This window comes from Primorskyibacter aestuariivivens (genome assembly GCF_028023675.1).
Classification (GTDB): Bacteria; Pseudomonadota; Alphaproteobacteria; order Rhodobacterales; family Rhodobacteraceae; genus Marinovum; species Marinovum aestuariivivens.
The window spans coordinates 222140-244123 of sequence record NZ_JAQIOZ010000006.1 but is presented as its reverse complement, the minus strand read 5'-3'; the positions used below and the strand labels follow the sequence as shown (position 1 = coordinate 244123).

Below are 21984 nucleotides of genomic sequence, written 5' to 3'. Positions count from 1 at the left end.
TTCAAAAGATTTCGGTCCGATTTCTTCGAAAGAAATCGCTACTGCCGCGCCCTGCGCCAACCGGCCATGCGCGCGGCATATTCCGTACAGAACCACCGCTCACCTTTGGTCTCGGATATCCGCGTCCGACTGTAAAACGCCTGCCCCGGAAGGTGGTAAATGCGCTTCCCATCCGCCGAGATATTGCCCTTGATCGGGCAGCCTGAGGGCGCAACCTGAACCGGTGCGCGCTTTGACGCGCGGTATTGCGATGGCTGCACCACGACCGACGTCCAGAGCCCACGCCCAGCGTGAAGCGCTCGCTGCTCTTCCCGCACATAAAGGGTCGAGTATTTCTTGTAGGCAAAAGCCCAACCGGCCTCGACCAGTGCTGCGCCGACATCCTGTCCGTTGATCCGGCAGATGCCCAGCATGCGCCCATACCGGTCGACACCCCGGCTTTCACACGTCGCGGCCTGCCCGTCGATCAACCCCGCCAACACGCGTGCCACCTCTGCGCCACAAGGCCATTCGCCGCGCGTCGGGTGGCGGCAGGTCTGATCACGTTCGACCGCATCAATCCCGAAAAGACGCACCTTGTGGCCCGCGATTTCAATCGTATCACCGTCAACAACCCGGACTGGGCCGGAGACCGACGAAGGCGCAGCGAAAACGCCGCTGGCCGCCGCGCAAAGAACAAGGATCGAACAAAGTCTTAACATTTCGTTAATCTGACGGCAGCTTGGGCTACCCTCAAGGGAAATGTTAAGCTTTGTTAACGCGTCAGGCGCTGATCAATAGGGCATCGGGTTCGCGCGGTGCAGATCATCCAGCGCGGCCATAAGCTCGTCGGACAGGACGATGTCCGCCGCCCCCAGAGCATGATCGAGCTGCGCCAATGTCGTCGCGCCAAAGATACTCGACGCCACAAAGGGCCGTCGTGCGGACCAGGCAAGCGCCATATGGATCGGGTCCACGCCATGCGCGCCCGCCAGCGCCACGTATTTATCTGCGATCTCCATGGCCCGGTCATTGCGCCGCCCGCCCATTTGCGGCGACAGCGACATACGCGACCCATCGGGCACCGCGCCACCGCTGTATTTTCCTGTCAAATATCCGCAGGCCAGCGGCGAGAATGGCAAAAGCCCGACATCCTCGTGCACGCACATCTCGGCAACGTCGGTATCGGCCATACGGCACATCAAGGAATATTCGTTTTGCAGGGACGCCACCCGCGGTCCGCCCACGCGCGCAGCCGCCTCGATCCATTGCGTCGTGCCCCAGGCACTTTCATTGGAGAGGCCAAAGGCACGGATCGTGCCGCGCTGCACTTCATCCTGCAATGCGCCAAGGCACTCTTCGATATTCTCGACAATCCGTGTCCGGTCCCAGCCAGACGCGGACGGATCATAGGCCCAGTTCTTGCGGAACATATAGGACCCACGGTTCGGCCAGTGAAACTGATACAGGTCCACGTAATCCGTCTTCAGACGCTTGAGCGACCCCTCAAGCGTCTCGCGAATGGTCTTCGAAGAGATCGGCGCGCCATCACGAACAAAACGCATCCCCTCGCCCGAATGCTTGGTGGCAAGGATCATGTCCGACCGCCGTCCAGAGGCTGCAATCCAGTCGCCGACAATCTCCTCGGTCCGGCCAATGGTCTCTTTGGCCACCGGGTTGACCGGATACATTTCTGCCGTGTCGACAAAATTGATGCCGCGATCCAACGCCATGTCGATCTGGGCATGCGCCTCGTCAGAGGTGGTCTGCGTGCCGAATGTCATCGTGCCAAGGCACAGTTCTGTCACGGATATCCCGGTCCGCCCAAGCGGGTTCTTTTTCATGTCGCGGTTCCCTCTTTGTCAGGTCGCAGAGCCTAGCTTGCGTTCGTGAAAGATAAAGCCCAGAAAATTCAGCAGAATCTGCGCGGCAAGAATCGAGGTGCTGCCGGTCGGGTCGTAATCCGGGGCCACTTCGACAAGGTCCATGCCCACCACCTCGTGGCGTTTGGTCAATGCCTGCAACATTTCCAGCACGTCGTAATACAGAAACCCGCCATGGCTGGGCGTGCCGGTCCCGGGTGCAATGGACGGGCAGAAGCCGTCAATGTCGATGGTGACATAGACCCGCGCGCCTTCGGGGATGCGCGCGATGACCGCCTCGGGGCCAAGCTTGCGTGCCTGCCGCACCGAAAGGATATCCGAGCCCATGGCGCGGGCATCGGCATAGCCTTCGCGCGCGGTCGAGGACACGTTGCGGATACCCACCTGGGTCAGACCTGTGACATAGGGTTTCTCGGCTGCGCGCCGCATCGGGTTGCCATGACCAAACCGCACCCCGTGACGTTCATCGACGAAATCCAGATGCGCGTCGATCTGCAGGATATGAATGTCGCCCTGCCCGTCGAACGCGTTGATGCAGGGAATATTGACCGAATGATCGCCGCCAATGACCACCGGCAACGCGCCCGCCCCGAGGATCGCGCGCACGCCCGCCTCGATATTTGCGTGGCTTTTGGTGGTATCCGTATGCACGATATCGGCGTCGCCGATATCCACGATACGCACGCTCTCGGGCAGGTACGTGGCGTCATCCTCGTGGTCATAGGCGCCCGCATGGCCAAAGCTGAACAGGGTCGACGCCTCGCGCACCCCGCGCGGACCGAACCGTGCGCCTGCGCGCCACTGCGTGCCGAAATCGAACGGCGCGCCGAGGATGCAGGCATCCGCGTCGATGGCGGACCAATCCGGCTGATAGGGCCGTTTGCCAAAGGTCGAGATTCCAACGAAAGGCAGGTCCAGCCTGCCGCCTTCATATCCATGTGCCATGCTGCCCTCCCGAGTTTTGCGCCGGTGGATGATTGCCGGGGCATGGCGCAGTTGCAATCCCGTTTTGGCAGGGCAAGCGGCCCGTCACACAGAAAAAAAAGGGCGCCCCGAAGGACGCCCTTGAAACGGCTTGCGAATGGCGATCAGGCCGCCTTGATCTCCACCAGTTCGATGGCAAAGGTCAGGTCCTTGCCCGCCAGCGGGTGGTTGGCGTCCAGCGTCACCTGCTCGTCGGTCACTTCGACTACGGTCACCGGCATGACCTGCCCCGTGGGGGTCTGCACCTGCAACTGAGTGCCCAGATCAAGCGGGATATTGTCGGGGATCTCACCGCGCGGCACGGCCTGCTGGGCGTTGGGGTCGGGTTGGCCATAGGCTTCGTCACAGGGCACTTCGACGGTTTTCTTGTCACCGACTTCCATGCCGGGCAGGGCCTTGTCGAGGCCGGGAATGATCTGGCCGGAGCCGACCTGGAATTCCAGCGGGTCGCGGCCCTGCGAGCTGTCAAAGGTCGCGCCGTCAGCGAGCGTTCCGGTGTAATGAATAGCGACAGTGTCGCCAGTTTTGACCTGGGCCATAAGGACTCCGATTTTTCAGGGGGGAAGAAATGTGGAGGCCGCCGCTCTGACGGGTGCTCCGTGGATGGGCCAAGTCTAGCCGAGAGCGCGCGGGATGGCAAACAACGGACCATTGCCGATTGCAGCCAAGAAAATTCCAATTTTCTTGCAAATTTTTCCGAAAAAATTTGCCCGGTCCCGACCCACCGGGCAGCAAAACATGAAACGCCCTTTTCCCGCTCGCCCTGCCGTGCCACTTTCACTGCCAACGGGAGAAAAATATGACCATCACCACCTGCATTTTCGACGCTTATGGCACGCTGTTCGATGTCTCCGCCGCCGCACGTCAAGCCGCTGAACAACCGGGACAGGAGCACTGGGCCGACAAATGGCCCGGCCTCGCCAATGACTGGCGGCTCAAACAGCTGCAATACACCTGGCTGCGCGCCATCACAGGCGAACACTGCCCATTCTGGCAGGTCACGCAGGATGGGCTCGACTGGGCGATGGAGCGGCATGGGTTGGGCGATGACCCGGTTCTGCGCGAAACGCTTCTGGCGCTCTATTGGGAACTGGCGGCGTACAAGGAAGTCCCCAAAATGCTGGCCACGCTCAAGGCCATGGGGCTGAATACCGCGATCCTGTCCAACGGCTCGCCCGACATGCTCGAAGGCGCGGTGGATTTTGCCGGGGTTGGCGACTGGCTGGACGATGTCTTGTCTGTCGAGGATGTGGGCGTCTTCAAGCCCGCGAAAGCGGTCTATGACATGGTGGGCGCGCGGTTCGGCACTACCCCGGACCAAGTTCTGTTCGTGTCCTCAAACGGCTGGGACGCGGCAGGCGCGGCGGGCTACGGGTTCCGCACCGTCTGGGTCAACCGCACGGGCGAGCCGATGGACCGCCTGCCGCATCAGCCGCATGAGGTCATGAGCGACCTCACCGATATCCCCAAGCTTGCAGGAGCCTGAGACGTGCCACATTTCACGACTTCCGACGGGCTGAAGCTCTACTACGATGATCAGGGCGAGGGCCTGCCCATCCTGTGCCTGTCGGGGCTGACCCGCGACAGCCGGGATTTCGACTACGTGCTGCCGCACCTGACAGGTTTCCGGGTGATCCGTTTGGATTATCGCGGGCGCGGCCAATCCGACTGGGCTGAGGATCACAGCAGCTACACCATCCCGCGCGAGGCGCAGGATGTTCTGGAACTTCTGGCGCATCTGGGGCTCGACAGCGTCGCCGTGCTTGGCACCTCGCGTGGCGGGCTGGTGGCCATGGGGCTGGCTGCGGGCGCGCCGCAGGTGCTGCGCGGCGTGGCGCTCAACGATATCGGGCCGGTCATTGCCGACGAAGGGCTGGACGTTATCATGGGCTATCTTGGCAAGCCGCCGATCTGGAGCAGCTATGAAGAAGCCGCGGCCGCCCGCCCGAACGTGATGAAAGGCTTTGCCAATGTTCCGCCGGAACGCTGGCGGGCGGAGGTTGAGAAGTTTTTCAATGAAACCGAGGAAGGTCTGAGCCTGACCTATGACCCGCGCCTGCGCGACGCGGTGATCGAGGCGGGGGCACAGCCGATCCCCGATCTTTGGCCAATGTATGACGCGCTGGCAGGCAAGCCGCTGGCGATCATTCGCGGCGCAAATTCGGACCTGTTGTCCCCCGCCACTCTGGCCGAGATGCAAAAGCGCCGCCCCGATGCCCATGTCGCCGTCGTGCCCGACCGGGGCCATGTGCCGTTCCTGGATGAGCCAGAGGCATTGACCGCGCTGCAAGCATGGCTGAAGGACCTGCAATGAATATCGACATGATCGAAGCTGCCTACGGCCGCATCAAAGGCGCGGTGCGGCGCACGCCGCTTTTGTCCTCGCCTTTTCTGGACGAGATCGCGGGGCGGCGGGTGCTGGTGAAACCGGAATGCCTGCAACATACGGGCAGTTTCAAATATCGCGGCGCGATGTCGGCGCTCTCGGCGTTGGAGCCCGACACCCGCGCGCGGGGCGTCATCGCCTTTTCATCCGGAAACCATGCGCAGGGCGTGGCGCTTGCCGCGCGCCAGCATGGCACCAGCGCGGTGATCATCATGCCGTCCGATGCGCCCCGCGTGAAGATCGACAACACCCGCGCCCTGGGCGGCGAGGTGGTGCTCTATGACCGCGCCTCCGAGGATCGTGACGCCATCGGCGCGCGATTGGCAGGGGAACGCGGGCTGACGCTCATCAAACCGTTTGACGAGCCAGAGGTGATTGCCGGGCAAGGTACTTGCGGGCTGGAAATCGCTGAACAGGCTGCGGAGCTGGGGATCACGCGGGCCGAAATGCTGGTCTGCTGCGGCGGTGGCGGCTTTGCCTCTGGAATCGCGCTGGCGTTGGAGGCCCATGCGCCGGAGATCCGGGTGCGGCCCGTAGAGCCGGAAGGGTTTGACGACGTGGTGCGTTCACTGGCCAGTGGGCAGCGCGAGCGCAATGCGCAAATGTCCGGCGGACTTTGTGACGCGATTGTCACTCCGACCCCGGGCGAGATCACCTTGCCCATCCTGCAACGGCTCTGTGCGTCCGGCATCGTCGTGACCGAAGACGAGGCACTGCGCGCCATGGCTCTTGCTTTTGAGCGGCTGCGTGTCGTCGCTGAGCCGGGCGGCGCGGTGGCGCTGGCAGCAGCACTGTTTCACGGGCAGGCGTTGGAGGGCGACACGGTGATCGCAACGATCTCGGGCGGCAATGTGGACCGGGATGTGTTCATGCGCGCGCTGCAAATCGCAGGTTAATCCACCCAGCGCGTCACCTCACCCGCAACCCCATCCCACGCCCCGTCGCACAGGGCAAAACCCAGAACCCGGTCCGGGTTGGTGGGCGGTGGCATAAGCACGTCGCCACGCTTTTCAAACCCGAACCGCCCGTAATAGGGCGCATCGCCAACCAAGAGTACCCGTTCCCATCCCTGTTCCGCCGCGCGCACCAGCGAATCACGGATCAGAGCCCCGCCCAGCCCCTCGGCCTGCCGCGTGGGGTGCACCGCCACCGGTCCCAGCAACAGCGCGGGCGCGCCGCCGATACGGATGGGCCAATAGCGGATCGCGCCGCCGATGATGCCCAATTCATCCACTGCCACCCGTGACAGCGCGGCCACTGGCGGCACGTCATCGCGCAGACGATAAGAGCTGAGCGCCGTGCGTCCCGGCGCAAAGCTCAGGTCAAAGAGGGCCTCGACCTCCCACCAGTCCTCGGGTGTTTCTTGGCGAAGATGGAACAAGCGGGCGTCCTTGGTGAGGGCGAAAACAGGTTCGGGGTGGAAACGCGGTTAGCACGCGGCTAGGTGTCTGGCAAACAGGAAGGAAACAAGCGCATGTTCTACCGCCCCCAAGACGGCCACGGCCTGCCCCATAACCCGTTCAATGCCATCGTCACGCCCCGCCCCATCGGCTGGATTTCAACCCGTGGCGCGGACGGGCAGGACAATCTTGCGCCCTATTCGTTTTTCAACGCCGTGGCTTACGTGCCGCCGCAGGTGATGTTCGCCTCGACCTCGGCTAAGGAGGACCGGGGCGACACCAAGGACAGCGTGGCCAATATCCGCGAGACGGGCGTTTTTTGCGTCAATGTCGTGGCCTATGGGCAGCGCGACGTGATGAACCAAAGCTCCGGCCCGTGGCCGCGCGAGGTGGATGAGTTTGACCATGCCGGGATTGGTCGGGCGGAGTGTGAGACGATTGCCTGTTCTCGCGTCGCTGACAGCCCCGCGTCGCTGGAGTGCAAGCTGACGCAGATCGTCAAGCTGGAGGGCGAGGCCAATTTCCTCGTGCTGGGCGAGGTGACGGGCGTGCATATGCGCGACGATTGCATGGTGGACGGCATGTTCGATGTGACCAAATTCAACCCGCTGACGCGGTTGGGCTACCGGGATTACTCGGTGGTGCGTGAGGTGTTTTCGCTCAAACGTCCGGGCGAGTGATCCGTAGCGGCTCAAGGGGGCTCTGCCCTCTCGGCCTTTGGCCTCACCCCCGAGGTATTTTCGGCAAGAGGAAGATCAGGGGGTTGAGATTTCCCCGCCGCCGACCAAGGCCCTGACGCCGGTCGTGCTGGGGCTGGAGGTGGGCAAGCCCCGCGCCACGCGCACGGCGAGAAAGGCAAAGGCCTGCGCCTCAAGCATATCGCCATCTAGACCCACCGCTTCGACCGGCTCCACCACGCAATCAAGCGCCACGCGCAGCATCTCCATCATCACCGGGTTATGGCGTCCGCCGCCGGTAACATAGACGGCCGAGGGCGGTGACGGGCAATGCTCCATACCGCGCATCACCGCGCTGGCCGCCATGGCGCACATGGTGGCGGCGGCGTCGGCGTCCGACAACTCGCGCACCAGATCGAGCATCAGAGAGAAATCATCGCGGTCGAGTGACTTGGGCGGGATCTTGAGGAAATATGCCTCATCCAGAAACAGCTCCAGCGCGCCATCGACCACCTGCCCCTTCCGCGCCAGCGCACCGTTTTCGTCAAAGGGCAGCCCGCACCGCTCCTGCATCAGGTCATTGAGCGGCGCATTGGCGGGACCCGTGTCGAAGGCCAGGAGCGCGCCGTCCGCCTCGGGGCCGGGTTTGCAGGGGTCCACCCAGGTCAGGTTGCCCACCCCGCCCAGATTGAGGAACGCCACGGGATCGGTCGCGCCGATATGCTTGGCGCAGGCGAAATGAAAAAACGGCGCAAGCGGCGCCCCCTGCCCGCCCAGTCGCACATCGGAAGAGCGAAAATCCCAGACCACCGGCAGGCCCAAGGCCGTCGCCAATGCCGCACCATCTCCAAGCTGATGCGTGCCGCGACCGGACGGCTCATGCGCCAATGTCTGGCCATGGAACCCGGCAATATCGGCGTCAAAGCCTGACATCGCTTCTTCATGCGCATTCTGGATCACCGCCAGAGCCTCGCCCAGATCGTCGCCGGGCCATTTGCCAAGCGCCCCGCGCAATGTCGCGCGCTCCGCGTCGGAATAGGGCCGGTAGCGGCTGTCGCCAAAGCTCTTGATCCGCTCTCCGTCGGTCACGATCAGTGCCGCATCCACCCCGTCCAGCGAGGTCCCCGACATCGCGCCCAGCGCCGTTACCATGCCTGTTTTCAACATGCTCTTTTCCTCGCGCCTCACGCGCTTTATAGCCTCTGCCCAAGTGTAACGGAGCAAGCCCATGACCTACCATCCCAAATCGGACTTCATGCGCGTCATGATCGAACGCGGCTTTCTGGCTGATTGCACCGATTATCAGGGGCTGGACGAGGCCGCCGCCAAGGGTGGCATGCCGGGTTATATCGGCTTTGACGCCACCGCCAAGTCGCTGCATGTGGGATCGCTTATTCAGATCATGATGCTGCGTTGGCTGCAAAAGACCGGCGGGCAGCCGATCACGCTAATGGGCGGCGGCACGACCAAGGTGGGCGATCCGTCCTTTCGCGCCGATGAACGCCCGCTGCTGACGCCCGCGCAGATCGACGACAACATCTCGGGCATCCAAAAGGTCTTTGCAAAATATCTCGACTATGACGGCGTCGAAAACCCGGCGCTGATGTTGAACAATGCCGAATGGCTCGACGGGCTGAATTACCTCGATTTCCTGCGCGATATCGGGCGGCATTTCTCGGTCAACCGGATGCTCAGCTTTGAATCGGTGAAATCGCGGTTGGACAGGGAACAATCGCTGAGCTTTCTCGAATTCAACTACATGATCCTGCAGGCCTATGACTTCCTTGAGCTGAACCGCCGCTACGGCTGTGTGCTGCAGATGGGCGGCTCGGATCAATGGGGCAATATCGTCAACGGGATCGACCTGACGCGCCGGGTTCTGGATCATGAGATTTACGGACTGACCTCGCCGCTCCTGACCACCAGTGACGGCAAGAAGATGGGCAAATCCGCTGATGGGGCGGTCTGGCTGAACGCAGATATGCGCTCGCCCTACGAATTCTGGCAGTTCTGGCGCAATACGACGGATGCGGATGTGGGCCGGTTCCTTAAGCTTTATACCGAGATGAACCTTGAGGAATGTGAACGCCTTGGCGCGCTGGCTGGCTCCGAGATCAACGAGGCCAAGATCGTATTGGCCAACGAGGTCACCGCGCTCTGTCATGGGGCCGAGGCCGCAGCGGCAGCGGAGGCCACGGCGCGTGAGGTGTTCGAAAAGGGCGGCGTGGGGGACGATTTGCCGACGCTGGTGCTGGAGCCGGGCGAATTGCCGGTCTCCATCGTGCAGGTGATCGTGCGCGTAGGGCTGGCGAAGTCGGGCAAGGAAGCCAAGCGGCTGATCGCCGAGAACGGCGCGAAGATCGACGATGCGCCGCTGTCGGACGCCGGGCTGATGCTGGATGCCGCCGCACTGTCCTCGCCGATCAAGCTGTCGGCGGGCAAGAAGCGGCACGCGCTGGTGCAACTGGGTTAAAGCCAGAGAAACTCGGCCAACCAGAGCAACGCACCTGCGGGCAGAGCGATAGCCACGGACAAGAGCGCCAACCCTGTCAGGGTGAGGCGTGGGCGGGGCGCGTAGACGCCTAGAACGGTCGATTTTTTCATGGGCCCGTTAATCGCAGATTCACCTGAATCACGCGTTAATGCAGCCCATGTCCTTTCACGCCCCCTCGCTCGCCGCTCTGCAAACCGCTCCGCTGCAACAACATCCCGCCTTTGGCGCGGCGCTGACCCATTTGGGTCGCCCTCCGATCCGGGTCTACCTGCCGATGCTGTCCGAAGAGATACAGGTCTTGCGCCGCCGCTTCGGCCCTCTGCGCCTTGGGCTGATCTCGCGCGGGCGGATCGGGCCGCCGCATCTGGAGCGGCTCCGGCGCGAGACCGACTGTCAGCTCCTGCTGCTCAACGCCGAGACGGCGGGGCAATATCCGGGCTGGCGCATACGCAGCGCCGCGCATGTGGCCGAACTTGCACTCGACGCCCCGGCGTCCGAGCTGCGGGCGCGCATGGCGCAGAAATGGCGCAACCGGCTGAACAAGGCCGCAGATCAGGGGCTCAAGGTCAGCCAGACCGCGCTGCCCGCCGATCCGGGCCATTGGCTATTGCGGATTGATCGGGCGCAGCAGGTGGTCAAGCGTTACCGTGGCTACCCGCCCGGCTTCACCGCGGCCTTTGCCGCCGCCAATCGCGGACAAGCGCGGTTGTTCGAACTGCGCCGCTGGGGCGAGCCCATCGCCGCGATGCTGTTTCTGTGCCACGGCGCTGTGGCCACCTATCACATCGGCTGGAGCGGGCCAGAGGGGCGCGCGGCGTCAGCCCATCATCTGGCCCTGTGGGAAGCGATGATCCAGCTACAGGCGCGCGGCATCACGCGCATCGACCTTGGACAGGTGGACACCGAAACCGCGCCGGGGCTGGCGCGGTTCAAGCTGGGCAGTGGCGCGCTGTGCCGCCCGCTGGGGGGGACTTGGCTTGTGCGGCTCTAGCGTGGATCAATGCCCGCCCAGAATGCCGGTACGCACGTCGTAATCCACGGCGATCTCGTAATCGGGATCATCATCACTATCGACGATCAGGTGACCTGCCTTTTTCAGGAGCTTGTGGCAATCGCGGCTCAGGTGGCGCAGCTTGATCACCTTGCCCGCGGCCTCGTACCTTCCGGCAATCGCCTCGATCGCCTGCAGCGCAGACTGGTCAACGACACGGCTGTCGTTGAAATCCACGATCACGGTGTCCGGGTCATTCTCCACATCAAACAACTCAGTGAACCCATCCGAGGAGCCAAAGAAGAGCGGGCCATGAATTTCATAGACCTTGGCCCCCGCCTCGGTGTGGGACTCACGCTCTGTCGCGTGGATGCGCCGCGCATTGTTCCACGCATAGGCCAGCGCCGACACGATCACACCCACCACGACCGCGACAGCGAGGTCGGCATAGACTGTGACCGCGGTGACCAGCAGGATCACGAAGGCGTCCGTCGCGGGCACCTTGCGCAGGATGGTGAGCGAGTTCCACGCAAAGGTCCCGATTACCACCATGAACATCACGCCAACCAGCGCGGCCAGCGGGATCAGCTCGATCACCGGGGCAGCAAACAGGATGAAGATCAGCAGGAAGAGCGCCGCCGCGATCCCCGCGATCCGGGTGCGCCCGCCGGACTTCACGTTGATCATCGACTGACCGATCATCGCACAGCCGCCCATGCCGCCAAAAAAGCCGGTTACGGTGTTGGCCACGCCCTGCGCAATGCATTCCTGAGACGCGCCACCGCGCTTGCCGGTCATTTCCCCCACGAGGTTCAGCGTCAGCAGCGATTCAATCAGACCAATGGCGGCAAGGATCACCGCATAGGGCAGGATGATTTCCAGCGTCTCAAGGTTCAACGGCACCATCGGGATATGCAGGGACGGCAGCCCACCCTGGATCGACGCCATATCGCCCACCCGCGGCACATCCAGACCCATCGCAATCACCAACCCGGCGACAACGCCGATACCGGCCAGCGGCGCGGGGATCACCTTGGTGATCTTCGGCATGACCCAGATGATCGCCATGGTCAGTGCCACGAGACCCAGCATCATCATCAGCGGAAGCCCGGTGAGCCATTCACCGCCTCCCATGCCGTGACCTGTGCTTTCCACGCTGCCCGGCACCTTGAACTGTGTGAGCTGCGCCAGGAAAATCACGATGGCCAGCCCGTTCACGAAACCCAGCATGACCGGATGCGGCACCAGCCGGATGAATTTACCCCATTGCATGACACCCGCGAATATCTGCAACAGCCCCATCAGCACCACGGTCGCAAACAGGTATTCCACCCCGTGCTCGGCCACCAGCGCCACCATGACCACCGCCAATGCGCCGGTTGCGCCAGAAATCATGCCGGGCCGCCCGCCGATCAGCGCGGTGATCAGACCGACGAGAAACGCCGCATACAGTCCCACCAACGGGTGAACGCCCGCGACAAAGGCAAAGGCCACCGCCTCGGGCACCAGCGCCAGCGCCACGGTCAGCCCGGAGAGAAGCTCAATGCGCAACCGTCCGATGGTAAAGCCCTCATCCGGCATCCAGCGGAGGTCGGGCTTGGCATATCTTTCGGCAAAGCTTGCCAGTAGCGCGCGTTTCATGGGCATGTCCTGATTTGGTCTGTTCGCGGGGGCGCTGATACTGCAATGCCGCTTCAATCGCCACCCGGGCCGCCGAAAGGCAGCCATGTGTTGCGCTCATACCAGAGACGCGCCTTGTTGGCACGGCCGATCGCGGTTTTCAGTCAGTTGAAAAATTCCTGCACTTTGCTGAAACTTTTTCCAGACCGGTTCCGTAGCTCCCTTACATGGCCCCCAACCGGGGACCATGACGGCAAATTGCAACCGAAAGGAACTTCGCATGAGACTTTTCAAATTGACCGCCGTAACCCTGACGGCATTGACACTTGGTGCCGGTGCCGCGCTGGCAAAAGCACATGATCAGGGCGTTGCCGACGGAGATATCACGCCAGGCACGCAGACCGGAGCGAAAACCACAATCGACGCGCTCGAAGATGCCGGCGTGCTGGACGGAAAAGGTGTGTCTGCCGTGGTCAAGAACGGCCAACAAGGTGCAGCCGCCTCCGGCCCGCGCTAACCAATTCGCACCCACAGCCCCAGCGGCCCGTGCCTTGCGGTGCGGGCCGCGATGCAGATTATTCGTATGTGTCCTGATGTGCCCAGATCATCCAGATCATCATGACCAAAGCAAAGTTCTTGAGCTTGTAGGGCAATGGGACACCCACGCTCAGGCTGATTATGTAGAGCGCTTGTGCATCACACAGCAACGGGCTTGGCGGGAAATTGATCGTTCCAAGGCTTTTCTTTGAACGCCGCGCATTGCACCCTGCGCGTGATCAAAACCAAAGAGGCAGGCATGAGCGACACAATGATCGGCGTGATCGGAGGATCGGGCATTTACGATATTGACGGGCTGGACGGCGCGTCCTGGAACGCGGTCGAAACGCCATGGGGCACGCCATCCGACCAGATTCTGACCGGTACGCTGGACGGGGTAAAGATGGCCTTTCTGCCCCGCCACGGGCGCGGCCACGTGCATTCGCCCAGTTCCGTGCCCTACCGCGCCAATATCGACGCGCTCAAGCGCATCGGCGTGACGGATGTGATCTCGGTTTCGGCTTGCGGATCGTTCCGCGAGAAAATGGCACCGGGCGATTTCGTCATCGTGGACCAATTCATCGACCGGACAGTCGCTCGCGAGAAAAGCTTTTTCGGCCCAGGCTGCGTCGCGCATGTCAGCGTCGCGCACCCCATCTGTCCCCGGCTGTCGGCGGCCTGCCTTGATGCGGCCCGCGCGGCTGGGGTGACGGTGCACGAGGGCGGCACCTACCTTGCAATGGAGGGTCCGCAATTCTCGACGCTGGCGGAATCGAAAATGTACCGCGAAAGCTGGGGCTGCGACGTGATCGGCATGACAAACATGCCCGAGGCCAAGCTCGCCCGCGAGGCAGAGCTGTGTTACGCGAGCGTGGCGATGGTCACCGATTATGACAGCTGGCATCCCGATCATGGCGAGGTGGATGTCACCAAGATCATCGCAACGCTTCTGGGCAATGCCGAAAAGGGGCGCGCCATGGTGGGCAAACTGCCCAGCTTGCTCGGGCCGGAGCGCGCGCCCTGTCCGCATGGCTGCGACCGGGCGCTGGAATACGCCATCCTGACCGCGCCCGACAAACGCGACCCAGAAGTTCTGGCGCGGCTCGACGCGGTGGCGGGGCGCATTCTTTGAATCGCATCGCGGCACTGGTCCTGAGCCTCTGGGCCGGTGTCGCATCGGCACAGGAATTCATCGCCGTTGACGGTCCGCTTTCCGACGATGCTTTCTATCGTTTGGTCAGTTGCGCGGCCCCGCCAGGCAAACCCTGCCAAAAGCCTGTCGTTACATGGCCAAAGTTTACCGCGCTGGACCTGACCATCGGCATCACGCGCGTAGACCCGGGCTTTTCAGCCGCGGATATCGACGCGTATGAGGCGGCCCTCGGCCATTCGATTGCGCAAATCAACACGGCGGGCGCAGCGATCCGTCTGCGCAAATCGCGCCTGGACCCCGATATCGCCATCCTGCTGTTGGATATTGAGCAAGGCGGCGAAATCCTTGGGTCGGGCATTCCCGGGCTGGACGGGATTCAGATTGATGCGGCCTGGGTTCACCTGTGGTGGAATGGCAACCACCACATTCAGCGCGGGGCCATTGTGTTTTCACCCGGATTACAAGGAATTGTACGGCGTTCAACGGTGATGGAAGAGGTCTTTCAGGCCACGGGGCTGCTGACCGACATCGAAAATGCATGGTACACGGATCGCAGCATCGTTTCGCAAAACGGGTTTCAACGCACAACGCTTGGGGTGCAGGACATCATGGCGCTCCGGCGCCACTATCCATGAGGGAACAACATGGCCTTTGATCTCTGGCTCACATTTGCAGCGGCGTCGGCTGCTTTGCTGCTGATCCCCGGTCCGACGGTGCTCTTGGTGCTGAGCTATGCGCTGAGCAAAGGGCGGTCCGTTGCCGTGGCCTCGGCCGCTGGGGTAGCAATGGGGGACCTTGTCGCCATGAGCGCCTCGCTCGCCGGACTTGGTGCCATTGTTCTGGCTTCCGCAACCGCCTTTACCGTGCTGAAATGGATCGGCGCGGCCTATCTGGTCTGGCTCGGGGTCCGGTTGATCCGCTCCGCGCCCGCGCAAGGGCTTGAGGCACAAACCGTTGGGCGGGACGTGACCGCGCGCAGTGTCTTCGCGCATAACGCTGCGGTCACCGCGCTCAACCCGAAAAGCATCGCGTTCTTCATCGCCTTTGTGCCGCAATTCGTCGACGCACATACCGCTTTGCTGCCGCAGTTCACCATTCTCATCGCAACATTTGTCGGGCTCGCCGCCCTCAACGCACTGGCCTATGCGCTGCTCGCCGACCGGCTCAGGAACATGATTGCGCGGCCCGGCGTGATCCCTTGGATCACACGGGCGGGCGGAGCCACATTGATCGGGATGGGAGTGCTCACCGCGACCATGCGGCGGGCGGCCTAGGATTTCCCGGCATTCTTTTTCATGAACTTGCGAATGAAATGCCGGATCTCGCGCGCGGCGGTGGTGTCCATCTCCTTGCAAAGCGCGACAAAAGCATCGCGCTCACCCTTGTCGAGGCGCAGGATCAGTTGAGCATCCTTATTGCCCGGCTTTTTGTCGGATTTCTTGCTCACGTTGCGCGTTGCCTTGCTGTAATCCGGAAAAAGTTCACCCGGTCTATACATTGCATAGACGGGCCCGCAGAACCTAAGCGACAGATATTCAAAAGAAAAGATGCAAATGCCGCTCCGGTTTTTTTGCCCGTCATCTCCTCAGTGCGGTGCCGATCTTGATTTCAGATCAAAGCTGCGATTTGAACGTGTCTGAAAGCATCGGAGACATCCATGAGCAAAACGCCCCAGATCCGTGACTATATCCGCACCATCGTCGATTTCCCGCATGAAGGGATCATGTTTCGCGATGTGACCACGCTGTTTGCCGATCCGCGCGGGTTTCGCATGGCCATCGACCAGTTGCTGCACCCCTATGCCGGGGTCCGGTTTGACAAGGTCGTCGGGCTGGAGGCGCGCGGCTTCATCCTTGGCGGCGCGGTGGCGCATCAGCTCTCGGCGGGGTTCGTGCCGGTGCGCAAAAAAGGCAAGCTGCCCGGCGCGGTGATTTCCGAGGAATACCAGTTGGAATATGGCGAGGCTGTCGTCGAAGTGCATGACGATGCCATCACCCCCGGGGAGCGGGTGCTGATCGTCGATGACCTTTTGGCCACTGGCGGTACAGCAGAGGCGGGGATCAAGCTGGTGGAGCGGCTGGGCGGCGAGATCATCGGCTGTGCCTTTATCGTTGATCTGCCCGAATTGGGCGGGCGCGCCAGGCTGGAAGCGATGGGCATGGACGTGCATGCGCTCTGCGCGTTCGAGGGCGCTTAGAAGCTGTAGCCAAACCGCGCGATATCCTCGGCGCAGATCTCGGCCACGATACCGGCCGCCTCGTCCGAGTAGTATGCACGGTAGTCCGTCGCGCGATCAGAGGCATTGGCGCGTGGGAGCTCCAGTGCAAAGCCCAGATGCGTCTCAAGCTGGGCGACGTCCCCGGCCAGATACTCCAGTCGGATGAACAAAGCTTTACGCTCCTGCCCCCCCGAATCTGTCACGTAGTGGCGCGCGGGTGTCGCGCGCAGGCTCTGCTGTACATGAGGGGCACGCAGGAAAGCGTCAAAACTCAGCGTCTTTGCCAGTGACACCGCCGGATGCTCAAAACCCTGATCCCGAAGCCAGTGATAATAGCTCACCACCCGATCCCACGGGTTGCGCACCAGTGTGAAGATCAGGAAATCGTTCAACTCGCCGGGCATCACCACCCCGTCGATATCGGCCAGCGTGGCGTGTTTCCAGAGCCGACCCCGCGCCGTCAGTTTTTTCACCCGACCCCGGCGTTTCACGGCCTTGGGCGTGTCGCCGATCAGGATGTCATCGGCCTTGGCGCGCGCCTCCAGCGCCAGCGTCATCGCGGTGCCGCCGGTCTTGGGGATATGCACAAAGATATAGCGCCGCCCGCGCGAAATGATCATGCCCCGACGCTACCCGTCGCGCGCCCGCAGGACAATCACGATCCCGGCAATGGCGATCAGCACGATGCCCAGCGCGGTGGACCAGCCCAGCGGCTGTCCCAGCATCAGATAGGCCGCCAGCGGGCCAAAGATGAAGACCGAGTATTCAAAGACCGACACATGTGACGGATCCCCCAGCTGATAGGCGCGGATGATCAGGCCCACGCCAATCACCGATCCCACGGCCTGTACCATCATCAGAATATGGGTCTGCGGCGACATGGGCCAGACCCAGCCACGCAACACGAACCCCGCGCCGCCCTCTGCCGCTTCGGGGGCTAACACGGCCAAAACCGCCATGGCGATCAAACCAATGATCCCCTGAATGACGATCAGCGCCAGAAGCATCGACATAACGGATTCGCCGGCGCAGAGGCTGCGCGTGGCAATCGCCCCCAGCGCATAGAAGAACCCTCCGAAAACCGGAAGAAAGGTCACCCATGACAATCGCTCAGGATCAGGTTGCAGCACCACAAGGATGCCGACAAACCCCAGCGTCACCGCGAAAATGCGCCACGGCCCGACCGGTTGGCGCAGGGCAAAGGCAGTGACCAGCAGGATAAAGATCGGCGAGGTGAAAAGCCCGCCCAGCGCCTGCGCAATCGGCATGATGGCCAGTGATCCGAAATAGAACAACATCGCCAACGCCACCAGCCCGCCCCGCAGCGCCACGGCCCAAAGCCTGCGCGGTGCCAACCGTCCCAGCCCCATGCGTGACCCCAGCCAGATCACCGGGATTGCCAGCACCGCGCGCCATGTCAGGAACTGCCAGATGCCAATGTCGCGGGCGATCACCGATATGGCGTTATCGATCACGCCAATGACCGCCATTGCGGCCAACATGGTCAGGGCGGCGGCCATGGGCCGCGTGTCGGACGAAAACGTGGTCATCTCTGTGTTTTCCCCGACTTGCGGCAACCCCGTCTTGCCTTATAACGACATGACCGCGCGTCAATGGGAGAATGACATGGGCTGGATGAAGGACGAAACCGGGCTGGAGAAGAACGCGGCGAATTACGTGCCGCTTACGCCCCTGTCTTTGTTGCAACGCGCACGCGACGTGTTCCCGGATCACCTTGCCGTGGTCTACGGGCCGCATCGCAAGACCTATGCCGAATATTACGCGCGCTGCACCCGGCTTGCCTCGGCGCTGGCACAGGCCGGTGTCGCCCCGGGCGAGGTGGTGGCCACCGTTCTGCCCAACATCCCCGCGCAGGCCGAAGCGCATTTCGGAATTCCCGCCTGTGGCGCGGTGCTGAACACGATCAACACGCGTCTGGACAGCGATACCATCGCCTATATCTTTGAGCATGGCGAGGCCAAGGTCGTGCTGGCCGATGCGCAGTTCCTGCCAGTTGTCGAAGAAGCCATCGCCAAGATGGAAGGCCCGGCCCCCCGCATCATCGAAGTGCCCGACCCGCATGCTGGCGTGCCCGCAAGCGGTGCGCATATGGAATACGAGGATTTCCTCGCCAGCGGCGATCCCGAATTTGACTGGATCATGCCACAGGACGAATGGGAAAGCCTTGCGCTGAACTACACCTCCGGCACCACCGGGCGCCCCAAGGGCGTGGTCTATCACCATCGCGGCGCTTACCTGATGGTCATGGGAACGGTGGTGAGCTGGCGCATGCAGCTTCATCCCGTTTATCTGACCATCGTGCCGCTGTTTCACTGCAACGGCTGGAACCACACCTGGATGATGCCGTTGATCGGCGGGACCGAGGTCTGTTGCCGCGATATCACCGCCAAGGCGATCTATGACGCAATCGCGGACGAGGGCGTGACCCATTTCGGCGGCGCGCCCATCGTGCTCAACACAATCGTTAATGCACGGGATGCGGACCGCCGCGAGTTCGATCATGTGGTCGAAGTGTTCACCGCCGGTGCGCCTCCGGCCCCCGCCACATTGGCCAAGATCGAGCCGATGGGCTTTAACGTCACGCAAGTCTACGGGCTGACCGAAACCTATGGTCATGTCACCGAATGCTACTGGAAAGGCGGCGACTGGGACGCGCTGGAAGGCGACGCGCGCGCCGCCGTCAAGGCACGGCAGGGCGTGGCCATGCCGATGATGGACCATATCACCGTCATGGATGCCGACATGCAGCAGATCCCGATGGACGGGACTACACAGGGCGAAATCATGATCCGGGGCAATTCGGTGATGAAAGGCTATCTCAAGAACCCCGAGGCCACGACCGAGGCCTTCAAGGGCGGTTATTTCCATTCCGGCGATATCGCCCTCCAGCACCCCGACACCTATATCCAGATCGCCGACCGGGCCAAGGACATCATCATCTCGGGGGGCGAGAATATCTCGTCGGTCGAGGTCGAGGGAACGCTGATGGGCCATGACGCCGTGTCGCTGGCCGCCGTGGTGGCCAAACCGGATGAGAAATGGGGCGAGGTGCCCTGTGCCTTTGTTGAATTGAAAGAAGGGCACAGCGTGGATGAGGCCGACCTGATCGCGTTCACCCGCACCAAACTGGCTGGTTTCAAAACGCCCAAAAAAGTGGTGTTCATGGAACTGCCCAAGACCTCGACCGGCAAGATCCAGAAATTCGAACTGCGCAAGCTGGCCAAGGACCTCTGACGCTGCTACCGGATGCGGGCGATGCTGTTTTACCGCCTGCTCATAACCCTTTTGTGGCTGCCTGTTTCGATGGCGCTTCTGGCCCGCGTGATTGCGGGCCGGGAAGGGTTTTCCGATTGGCTGGAACGCGTTGGGTTGCGCAACCTGTCCTCTGGTGAACCCCGCCTTTGGCTGCACGCGGCCTCGAACGGGGAACTGGCCTCGGCCCGGCCGGTCATCTTTGCGCTGCGCGATGCAGACCCGGCCTTGAAACTGTTGGTTACCACCAATTCGCTGTCCGGACGCGACATGGCCCGCGACTGGGACATTCCCGGCGTGATCGCCCAGCTTGCGCCGCTGGACATGCGTTGGTCGGCGGCCCGGATCATCAGGCGCTGCCGCGTTCGGGGGTTGATCATCATCGAATCCGAATTCTGGCCCAACCGGATTGCCGCCCTGTCCAAGCGCGGCCTGCCAGTTTTCGTGCTGGGCGCGCGGCTGTCACGGCGGTCGGCCCAGACATGGCGGCGGCTGGCCCCGCTGGCGCGCGAATTGCAGGCGCGGATCACCTACCTGTCACCGCAGGACGAAGGCTCGCGCCGCCGCTTCCTCAGCCTTGGGGCGCGGACCGAGCAAATGGGGCCGGTGCTGAACCTCAAGGCGTTTTACGCACCGCCCAAGGACATGCTGCCCGACGAAAGCCTGCGCAACGTGTTCCAACCCGAGGACACTTGGCTGGCCGCATCGACCCATCCGGGCGAGGACAAAATCGTTCTGGACGCTCACAAACGGTTGCAATCGGATTGGCCGGGCCTGCATCTCATCATTGCTCCGCGCCACCCCGCGCGCGGTGGCGAAATCGGCAGTCTCGCGCGGCGGATGGGCTTCAACGTTGCACTCCGCTCGGAAGGCGACAGGCCGCGCCGGAACGCTGTTTATATCGCCGACACATTGCGCGAGATGCCGCTTTGGTACCAATGCGCCGGGATCTGTTTTGTCGGCGGATCTCTGGCGGAAAAAGGCGGGCATACGCCATTTGAACCGGCGGTGTTTTCAAGCGCAATCCTGCATGGCCCGGATGTGCGCAATTTCACCGCGATCTACCGCAAGCTCGATGTCGCCGGTGCCGCCATTCAGGTCGAAGATGCGCCTAGCCTGCGCAATGCGGTTCTGCAATTGCGGGACACCGATCGCCGCGAAGCGATGCAGCGCATTGCCCATGACGTTCTGGACCAGCCCGCCCATCTCGATACGATCATCCGGGAACTGGTCAGATCTCTGAAACCTCGTTAACCGCGCCGACCATCGGCACCAAAAAAACATGGCTCTTGGTCAATCATCGCGATACCCTTGTCGAAAAGAAGCGGTCGGGACATGTCATTCTATTCGGGTCATCAAATGCCCCTGACGGTTAAGATGCGGCGCAAAACCGAGATGCGGACGCAATTCGCAGCGCTGTGCTACCGCATCACGCGTGACAAGCCCGAAATCCTGCTCATCACGTCCCGTGGCAGCAAACGCTGGATCCTGCCCAAAGGCTGGCCCAAACCCGGCCTCACCCCGGCCCGAGGCGCATTGTCCGAGGCCTGGGAAGAGGCGGGCGTGAAGGGGCAGGCCATCGACATCTGCCTTGGCGTCTATTCCTACTACAAGGTCGGAGAGCCGGGCGACAAACTACCCTGCCTTGCGCTAGTCTATCCGGTGAAGGTCAAGAAACTTTCCGATGACTTTCCCGAAGCCGGGCAACGACGCCTTAAATGGGCCAGCCCCAAGAAAGCCGCCAAGATGGTAATCGAACCCGAACTCCGCGAAATCCTTCGGAATTTCGATCCCCGGCTGCTACGGCGGTGACCCGCTCTTTCGTCATATTGAGTTGATCTTTACCTCAGGATGGTTATCTCTGCCTCAGTTCTGAATGGACCATGCGGATGATCAATTACGCGTTGAAATGTGACCAGGACCACCGGTTCGAAAGCTGGTTCCAGTCGGCGGATGCTTTTGACAAGCTGAAATCGGCAGGCATGGTGTCCTGCGCGGTCTGCGGCTCGACGCACGTGGACAAGGCGATCATGTCGCCGCGCGTGTCGCAGAACACCAAGGCGCCGGCAAGGATGGACCGTCCGCTTTCGCAACCAGCCTCTCCCGCGGAACAGGCGCTGGCCGAGTTGAAGGCGCATGTGGAGAAGAATTCCGATTACGTCGGGCGGGATTTCGTAAAAGAAGCCCGCGCCATGCACGAAGGCAGCGCGCCGGAACGCGCGATTCATGGCGAGGCACGGCCCGAAGAGGCCCGCAAACTTATCGAAGACGGCGTGCCTGTCGCGCCCCTGCCCTTCCGCCCCAACCGTAAAAGCAACTGAGCGGCGGCTACCGACGGTCCGATCTTTCAGCACAATGACAATATCGGGCGGGACGGCCTCGCATCCTG

The 21984-nt window shown here is 62.3% G+C and carries 26 protein-coding genes; 15 read left to right on the top strand and 11 right to left on the bottom strand.

Going from position 1 to position 21984, the window contains the following annotated elements:
* Positions 1–38 precede the first annotated feature (38 nt).
* The 4 genes from PGB28_RS08620 to PGB28_RS08605 all read right to left on the bottom strand — a co-directional run bounded on the left by PGB28_RS08620 (position 39) and on the right by PGB28_RS08605 (position 3385).
* Complete coding sequence (locus PGB28_RS08620; RefSeq protein WP_271421097.1) at positions 39–701, bottom strand: thermonuclease family protein; 663 nt, start codon at positions 699–701, stop codon at positions 39–41.
* A 72-nt stretch (positions 702–773) separates the two neighbouring features.
* Positions 774–1823 carry an aldo/keto reductase gene (locus PGB28_RS08615; RefSeq protein WP_271421096.1) on the bottom strand — a complete coding sequence of 350 codons (1050 nt, stop codon included), beginning with the start codon at positions 1821–1823 and terminating at the stop codon, positions 774–776.
* 18 nt (positions 1824–1841) lie between these two features.
* Positions 1842–2807 carry an agmatinase gene (gene speB, locus PGB28_RS08610; protein ID WP_271421095.1) on the bottom strand — a complete coding sequence of 322 codons (966 nt, stop codon included), beginning with the start codon at positions 2805–2807 and terminating at the stop codon, positions 1842–1844.
* Between the two features lie 143 nt (positions 2808–2950).
* On the bottom strand, positions 2951–3385 hold the full coding sequence (locus PGB28_RS08605) for an FKBP-type peptidyl-prolyl cis-trans isomerase (protein WP_271421094.1): 435 nt from the start codon (positions 3383–3385) through the stop codon (positions 2951–2953).
* Positions 3386–3645: 260 nt separating this feature from the next.
* On the opposite strand from PGB28_RS08605, the gene PGB28_RS08600 reads away from it, so the two are divergent.
* Genes PGB28_RS08600 through PGB28_RS08590 form a run of 3 tightly spaced genes read left to right on the top strand, consistent with a single transcriptional unit; the run spans position 3646 to position 6128 of the window.
* A complete protein-coding gene (locus PGB28_RS08600) occupies positions 3646–4332 on the top strand; it encodes a haloacid dehalogenase type II (protein WP_271421093.1) in 687 nt (228 codons plus the stop codon).
* Between the two features lie 3 nt (positions 4333–4335).
* Complete coding sequence (locus tag PGB28_RS08595; RefSeq protein WP_271421092.1) at positions 4336–5160, top strand: alpha/beta fold hydrolase; 825 nt, start codon at positions 4336–4338, stop codon at positions 5158–5160.
* Positions 5157–6128 (top strand): threonine ammonia-lyase, encoded by a 972-nt coding sequence (locus PGB28_RS08590; RefSeq protein WP_271421185.1) that lies wholly within the window; start codon positions 5157–5159, stop codon positions 6126–6128. The genes PGB28_RS08595 and PGB28_RS08590 overlap by 4 nt, the downstream gene beginning before the upstream one ends.
* On the opposite strand, the gene PGB28_RS08585 is transcribed toward PGB28_RS08590, so the two are convergent.
* Complete coding sequence (locus PGB28_RS08585) at positions 6125–6613, bottom strand: GNAT family N-acetyltransferase (protein ID WP_271421091.1); 489 nt, start codon at positions 6611–6613, stop codon at positions 6125–6127. The two genes, PGB28_RS08590 and PGB28_RS08585, sit on opposite strands and share 4 nt — an antisense overlap.
* 93 nt (positions 6614–6706) lie before the next feature.
* On the opposite strand from PGB28_RS08585, the gene PGB28_RS08580 reads away from it, so the two are divergent.
* Positions 6707–7312, top strand: coding sequence for a flavin reductase family protein (locus PGB28_RS08580; RefSeq protein ID WP_271421090.1), 606 nt, complete (start codon positions 6707–6709; stop codon positions 7310–7312).
* Positions 7313–7387: 75 nt separating this feature from the next.
* Here PGB28_RS08580 and PGB28_RS08575 read toward each other — a convergent pair whose 3' ends face one another.
* Positions 7388–8476: an anhydro-N-acetylmuramic acid kinase gene (locus tag PGB28_RS08575; RefSeq protein ID WP_271421089.1), complete on the bottom strand. Its 1089-nt coding sequence runs from the start codon at positions 8474–8476 to the stop codon at positions 7388–7390.
* Between the two features lie 61 nt (positions 8477–8537).
* Between PGB28_RS08575 and tyrS the strand changes: the two genes are divergently transcribed.
* Positions 8538–9782 carry a tyrosine--tRNA ligase gene (gene tyrS / locus PGB28_RS08570; protein ID WP_271421088.1) on the top strand — a complete coding sequence of 415 codons (1245 nt, stop codon included), beginning with the start codon at positions 8538–8540 and terminating at the stop codon, positions 9780–9782.
* Here tyrS and PGB28_RS08565 read toward each other — a convergent pair.
* Positions 9779–9913 carry a hypothetical protein gene (locus PGB28_RS08565; protein WP_271421087.1) on the bottom strand — a complete coding sequence of 45 codons (135 nt, stop codon included), beginning with the start codon at positions 9911–9913 and terminating at the stop codon, positions 9779–9781. The two genes, tyrS and PGB28_RS08565, sit on opposite strands and share 4 nt — an antisense overlap.
* 47 nt (positions 9914–9960) lie before the next feature.
* Between PGB28_RS08565 and PGB28_RS08560 the strand changes: the two genes are divergently transcribed.
* The gene (locus PGB28_RS08560; RefSeq protein WP_271421086.1) at positions 9961–10794 is read left to right on the top strand and encodes a GNAT family N-acetyltransferase; all 834 of its coding nucleotides are present in this window, start codon (positions 9961–9963) and stop codon (positions 10792–10794) included.
* A 6-nt stretch (positions 10795–10800) separates the two neighbouring features.
* On the opposite strand, the gene PGB28_RS08555 is transcribed toward PGB28_RS08560, so the two are convergent.
* Positions 10801–12435 carry a SulP family inorganic anion transporter gene (locus PGB28_RS08555; protein ID WP_271421085.1) on the bottom strand — a complete coding sequence of 545 codons (1635 nt, stop codon included), beginning with the start codon at positions 12433–12435 and terminating at the stop codon, positions 10801–10803.
* 259 nt (positions 12436–12694) lie between these two features.
* Between PGB28_RS08555 and PGB28_RS08550 the strand changes: the two genes are divergently transcribed.
* From PGB28_RS08550 to PGB28_RS08535, 4 genes are all read left to right on the top strand, one after another.
* Positions 12695–12931: a hypothetical protein gene (locus PGB28_RS08550; protein ID WP_271421084.1), complete on the top strand. Its 237-nt coding sequence runs from the start codon at positions 12695–12697 to the stop codon at positions 12929–12931.
* A gap of 279 nt (positions 12932–13210) precedes the next feature.
* The gene (locus PGB28_RS08545; protein WP_271421083.1) at positions 13211–14083 is read left to right on the top strand and encodes an S-methyl-5'-thioadenosine phosphorylase; all 873 of its coding nucleotides are present in this window, start codon (positions 13211–13213) and stop codon (positions 14081–14083) included.
* Entirely contained in the window at positions 14080–14739 is a 660-nt protein-coding gene (locus tag PGB28_RS08540; RefSeq protein ID WP_271421082.1) for a hypothetical protein, read from the top strand. Before PGB28_RS08545 ends, PGB28_RS08540 begins: the two co-directional genes overlap by 4 nt.
* Positions 14740–14748: 9 nt before the next feature.
* Positions 14749–15378, top strand: coding sequence for a LysE family translocator (locus PGB28_RS08535; protein WP_271421081.1), 630 nt, complete (start codon positions 14749–14751; stop codon positions 15376–15378).
* On the opposite strand, the gene PGB28_RS08530 is transcribed toward PGB28_RS08535, so the two are convergent.
* Positions 15375–15551 (bottom strand): hypothetical protein, encoded by a 177-nt coding sequence (locus tag PGB28_RS08530; RefSeq protein ID WP_271421080.1) that lies wholly within the window; start codon positions 15549–15551, stop codon positions 15375–15377. The two genes, PGB28_RS08535 and PGB28_RS08530, sit on opposite strands and share 4 nt — an antisense overlap.
* A gap of 210 nt (positions 15552–15761) precedes the next feature.
* Between PGB28_RS08530 and PGB28_RS08525 the strand changes: the two genes are divergently transcribed.
* Positions 15762–16301: an adenine phosphoribosyltransferase gene (locus PGB28_RS08525; protein WP_271421079.1), complete on the top strand. Its 540-nt coding sequence runs from the start codon at positions 15762–15764 to the stop codon at positions 16299–16301.
* On the opposite strand, the gene PGB28_RS08520 is transcribed toward PGB28_RS08525, so the two are convergent.
* Together PGB28_RS08520 and PGB28_RS08515 are read right to left on the bottom strand one after the other, a co-directional pair.
* Positions 16298–16942 carry a sulfotransferase family 2 domain-containing protein gene (locus tag PGB28_RS08520; protein ID WP_271421078.1) on the bottom strand — a complete coding sequence of 215 codons (645 nt, stop codon included), beginning with the start codon at positions 16940–16942 and terminating at the stop codon, positions 16298–16300. The two genes, PGB28_RS08525 and PGB28_RS08520, sit on opposite strands and share 4 nt — an antisense overlap.
* A 9-nt stretch (positions 16943–16951) precedes the next feature.
* Positions 16952–17872: a DMT family transporter gene (locus tag PGB28_RS08515; protein WP_271421077.1), complete on the bottom strand. Its 921-nt coding sequence runs from the start codon at positions 17870–17872 to the stop codon at positions 16952–16954.
* Between the two features lie 76 nt (positions 17873–17948).
* Between PGB28_RS08515 and PGB28_RS08510 the strand changes: the two genes are divergently transcribed.
* The 4 genes from PGB28_RS08510 (at position 17949) to PGB28_RS08495 (ending at position 21916) form a co-directional block, all read left to right on the top strand.
* Entirely contained in the window at positions 17949–19577 is a 1629-nt protein-coding gene (locus PGB28_RS08510) for an AMP-binding protein (protein ID WP_271421184.1), read from the top strand.
* A gap of 21 nt (positions 19578–19598) precedes the next feature.
* Positions 19599–20849: a 3-deoxy-D-manno-octulosonic acid transferase gene (locus PGB28_RS08505; RefSeq protein ID WP_271421076.1), complete on the top strand. Its 1251-nt coding sequence runs from the start codon at positions 19599–19601 to the stop codon at positions 20847–20849.
* A gap of 105 nt (positions 20850–20954) precedes the next feature.
* The gene (locus tag PGB28_RS08500; protein WP_271421075.1) at positions 20955–21407 is read left to right on the top strand and encodes an NUDIX hydrolase; all 453 of its coding nucleotides are present in this window, start codon (positions 20955–20957) and stop codon (positions 21405–21407) included.
* A gap of 77 nt (positions 21408–21484) precedes the next feature.
* Positions 21485–21916, top strand: coding sequence for a DUF1178 family protein (locus tag PGB28_RS08495; protein WP_271421183.1), 432 nt, complete (start codon positions 21485–21487; stop codon positions 21914–21916).
* The last annotated feature ends 68 nt before the right edge of the window (positions 21917–21984 follow it).

Bases quoted from the DNA above. Each gene is read 5' to 3' on its own strand.
- PGB28_RS08620 (WP_271421097.1), bottom strand. From the start codon at position 701: ATGTTAAGACTTTGTTCGATCCTTGTTCTTTGCGCGGCGGCCAGCGGC.
- PGB28_RS08615 (WP_271421096.1), bottom strand. From the start codon at position 1,823: ATGAAAAAGAACCCGCTTGGGCGGACCGGGATATCCGTGACAGAACTG.
- speB (WP_271421095.1), bottom strand. From the start codon at position 2,807: ATGGCACATGGATATGAAGGCGGCAGGCTGGACCTGCCTTTCGTTGGA.
- PGB28_RS08605 (WP_271421094.1), bottom strand. From the start codon at position 3,385: ATGGCCCAGGTCAAAACTGGCGACACTGTCGCTATTCATTACACCGGA.
- PGB28_RS08600 (WP_271421093.1), top strand. From the start codon at position 3,646: ATGACCATCACCACCTGCATTTTCGACGCTTATGGCACGCTGTTCGAT.
- PGB28_RS08590 (WP_271421185.1), top strand. From the start codon at position 5,157: ATGAATATCGACATGATCGAAGCTGCCTACGGCCGCATCAAAGGCGCG.
- PGB28_RS08580 (WP_271421090.1), top strand. From the start codon at position 6,707: ATGTTCTACCGCCCCCAAGACGGCCACGGCCTGCCCCATAACCCGTTC.
- PGB28_RS08575 (WP_271421089.1), bottom strand. From the start codon at position 8,476: ATGTTGAAAACAGGCATGGTAACGGCGCTGGGCGCGATGTCGGGGACC.
- tyrS (WP_271421088.1), top strand. From the start codon at position 8,538: ATGACCTACCATCCCAAATCGGACTTCATGCGCGTCATGATCGAACGC.
- PGB28_RS08565 (WP_271421087.1), bottom strand. From the start codon at position 9,913: ATGAAAAAATCGACCGTTCTAGGCGTCTACGCGCCCCGCCCACGCCTC.
- PGB28_RS08560 (WP_271421086.1), top strand. From the start codon at position 9,961: ATGTCCTTTCACGCCCCCTCGCTCGCCGCTCTGCAAACCGCTCCGCTG.
- PGB28_RS08555 (WP_271421085.1), bottom strand. From the start codon at position 12,435: ATGAAACGCGCGCTACTGGCAAGCTTTGCCGAAAGATATGCCAAGCCC.
- PGB28_RS08550 (WP_271421084.1), top strand. From the start codon at position 12,695: ATGAGACTTTTCAAATTGACCGCCGTAACCCTGACGGCATTGACACTT.
- PGB28_RS08545 (WP_271421083.1), top strand. From the start codon at position 13,211: ATGAGCGACACAATGATCGGCGTGATCGGAGGATCGGGCATTTACGAT.
- PGB28_RS08535 (WP_271421081.1), top strand. From the start codon at position 14,749: ATGGCCTTTGATCTCTGGCTCACATTTGCAGCGGCGTCGGCTGCTTTG.
- PGB28_RS08525 (WP_271421079.1), top strand. From the start codon at position 15,762: ATGAGCAAAACGCCCCAGATCCGTGACTATATCCGCACCATCGTCGAT.
- PGB28_RS08520 (WP_271421078.1), bottom strand. From the start codon at position 16,942: ATGATCATTTCGCGCGGGCGGCGCTATATCTTTGTGCATATCCCCAAG.
- PGB28_RS08515 (WP_271421077.1), bottom strand. From the start codon at position 17,872: ATGACCACGTTTTCGTCCGACACGCGGCCCATGGCCGCCGCCCTGACC.
- PGB28_RS08510 (WP_271421184.1), top strand. From the start codon at position 17,949: ATGGGCTGGATGAAGGACGAAACCGGGCTGGAGAAGAACGCGGCGAAT.
- PGB28_RS08505 (WP_271421076.1), top strand. From the start codon at position 19,599: ATGCTGTTTTACCGCCTGCTCATAACCCTTTTGTGGCTGCCTGTTTCG.
- PGB28_RS08500 (WP_271421075.1), top strand. From the start codon at position 20,955: ATGCCCCTGACGGTTAAGATGCGGCGCAAAACCGAGATGCGGACGCAA.
- PGB28_RS08495 (WP_271421183.1), top strand. From the start codon at position 21,485: ATGATCAATTACGCGTTGAAATGTGACCAGGACCACCGGTTCGAAAGC.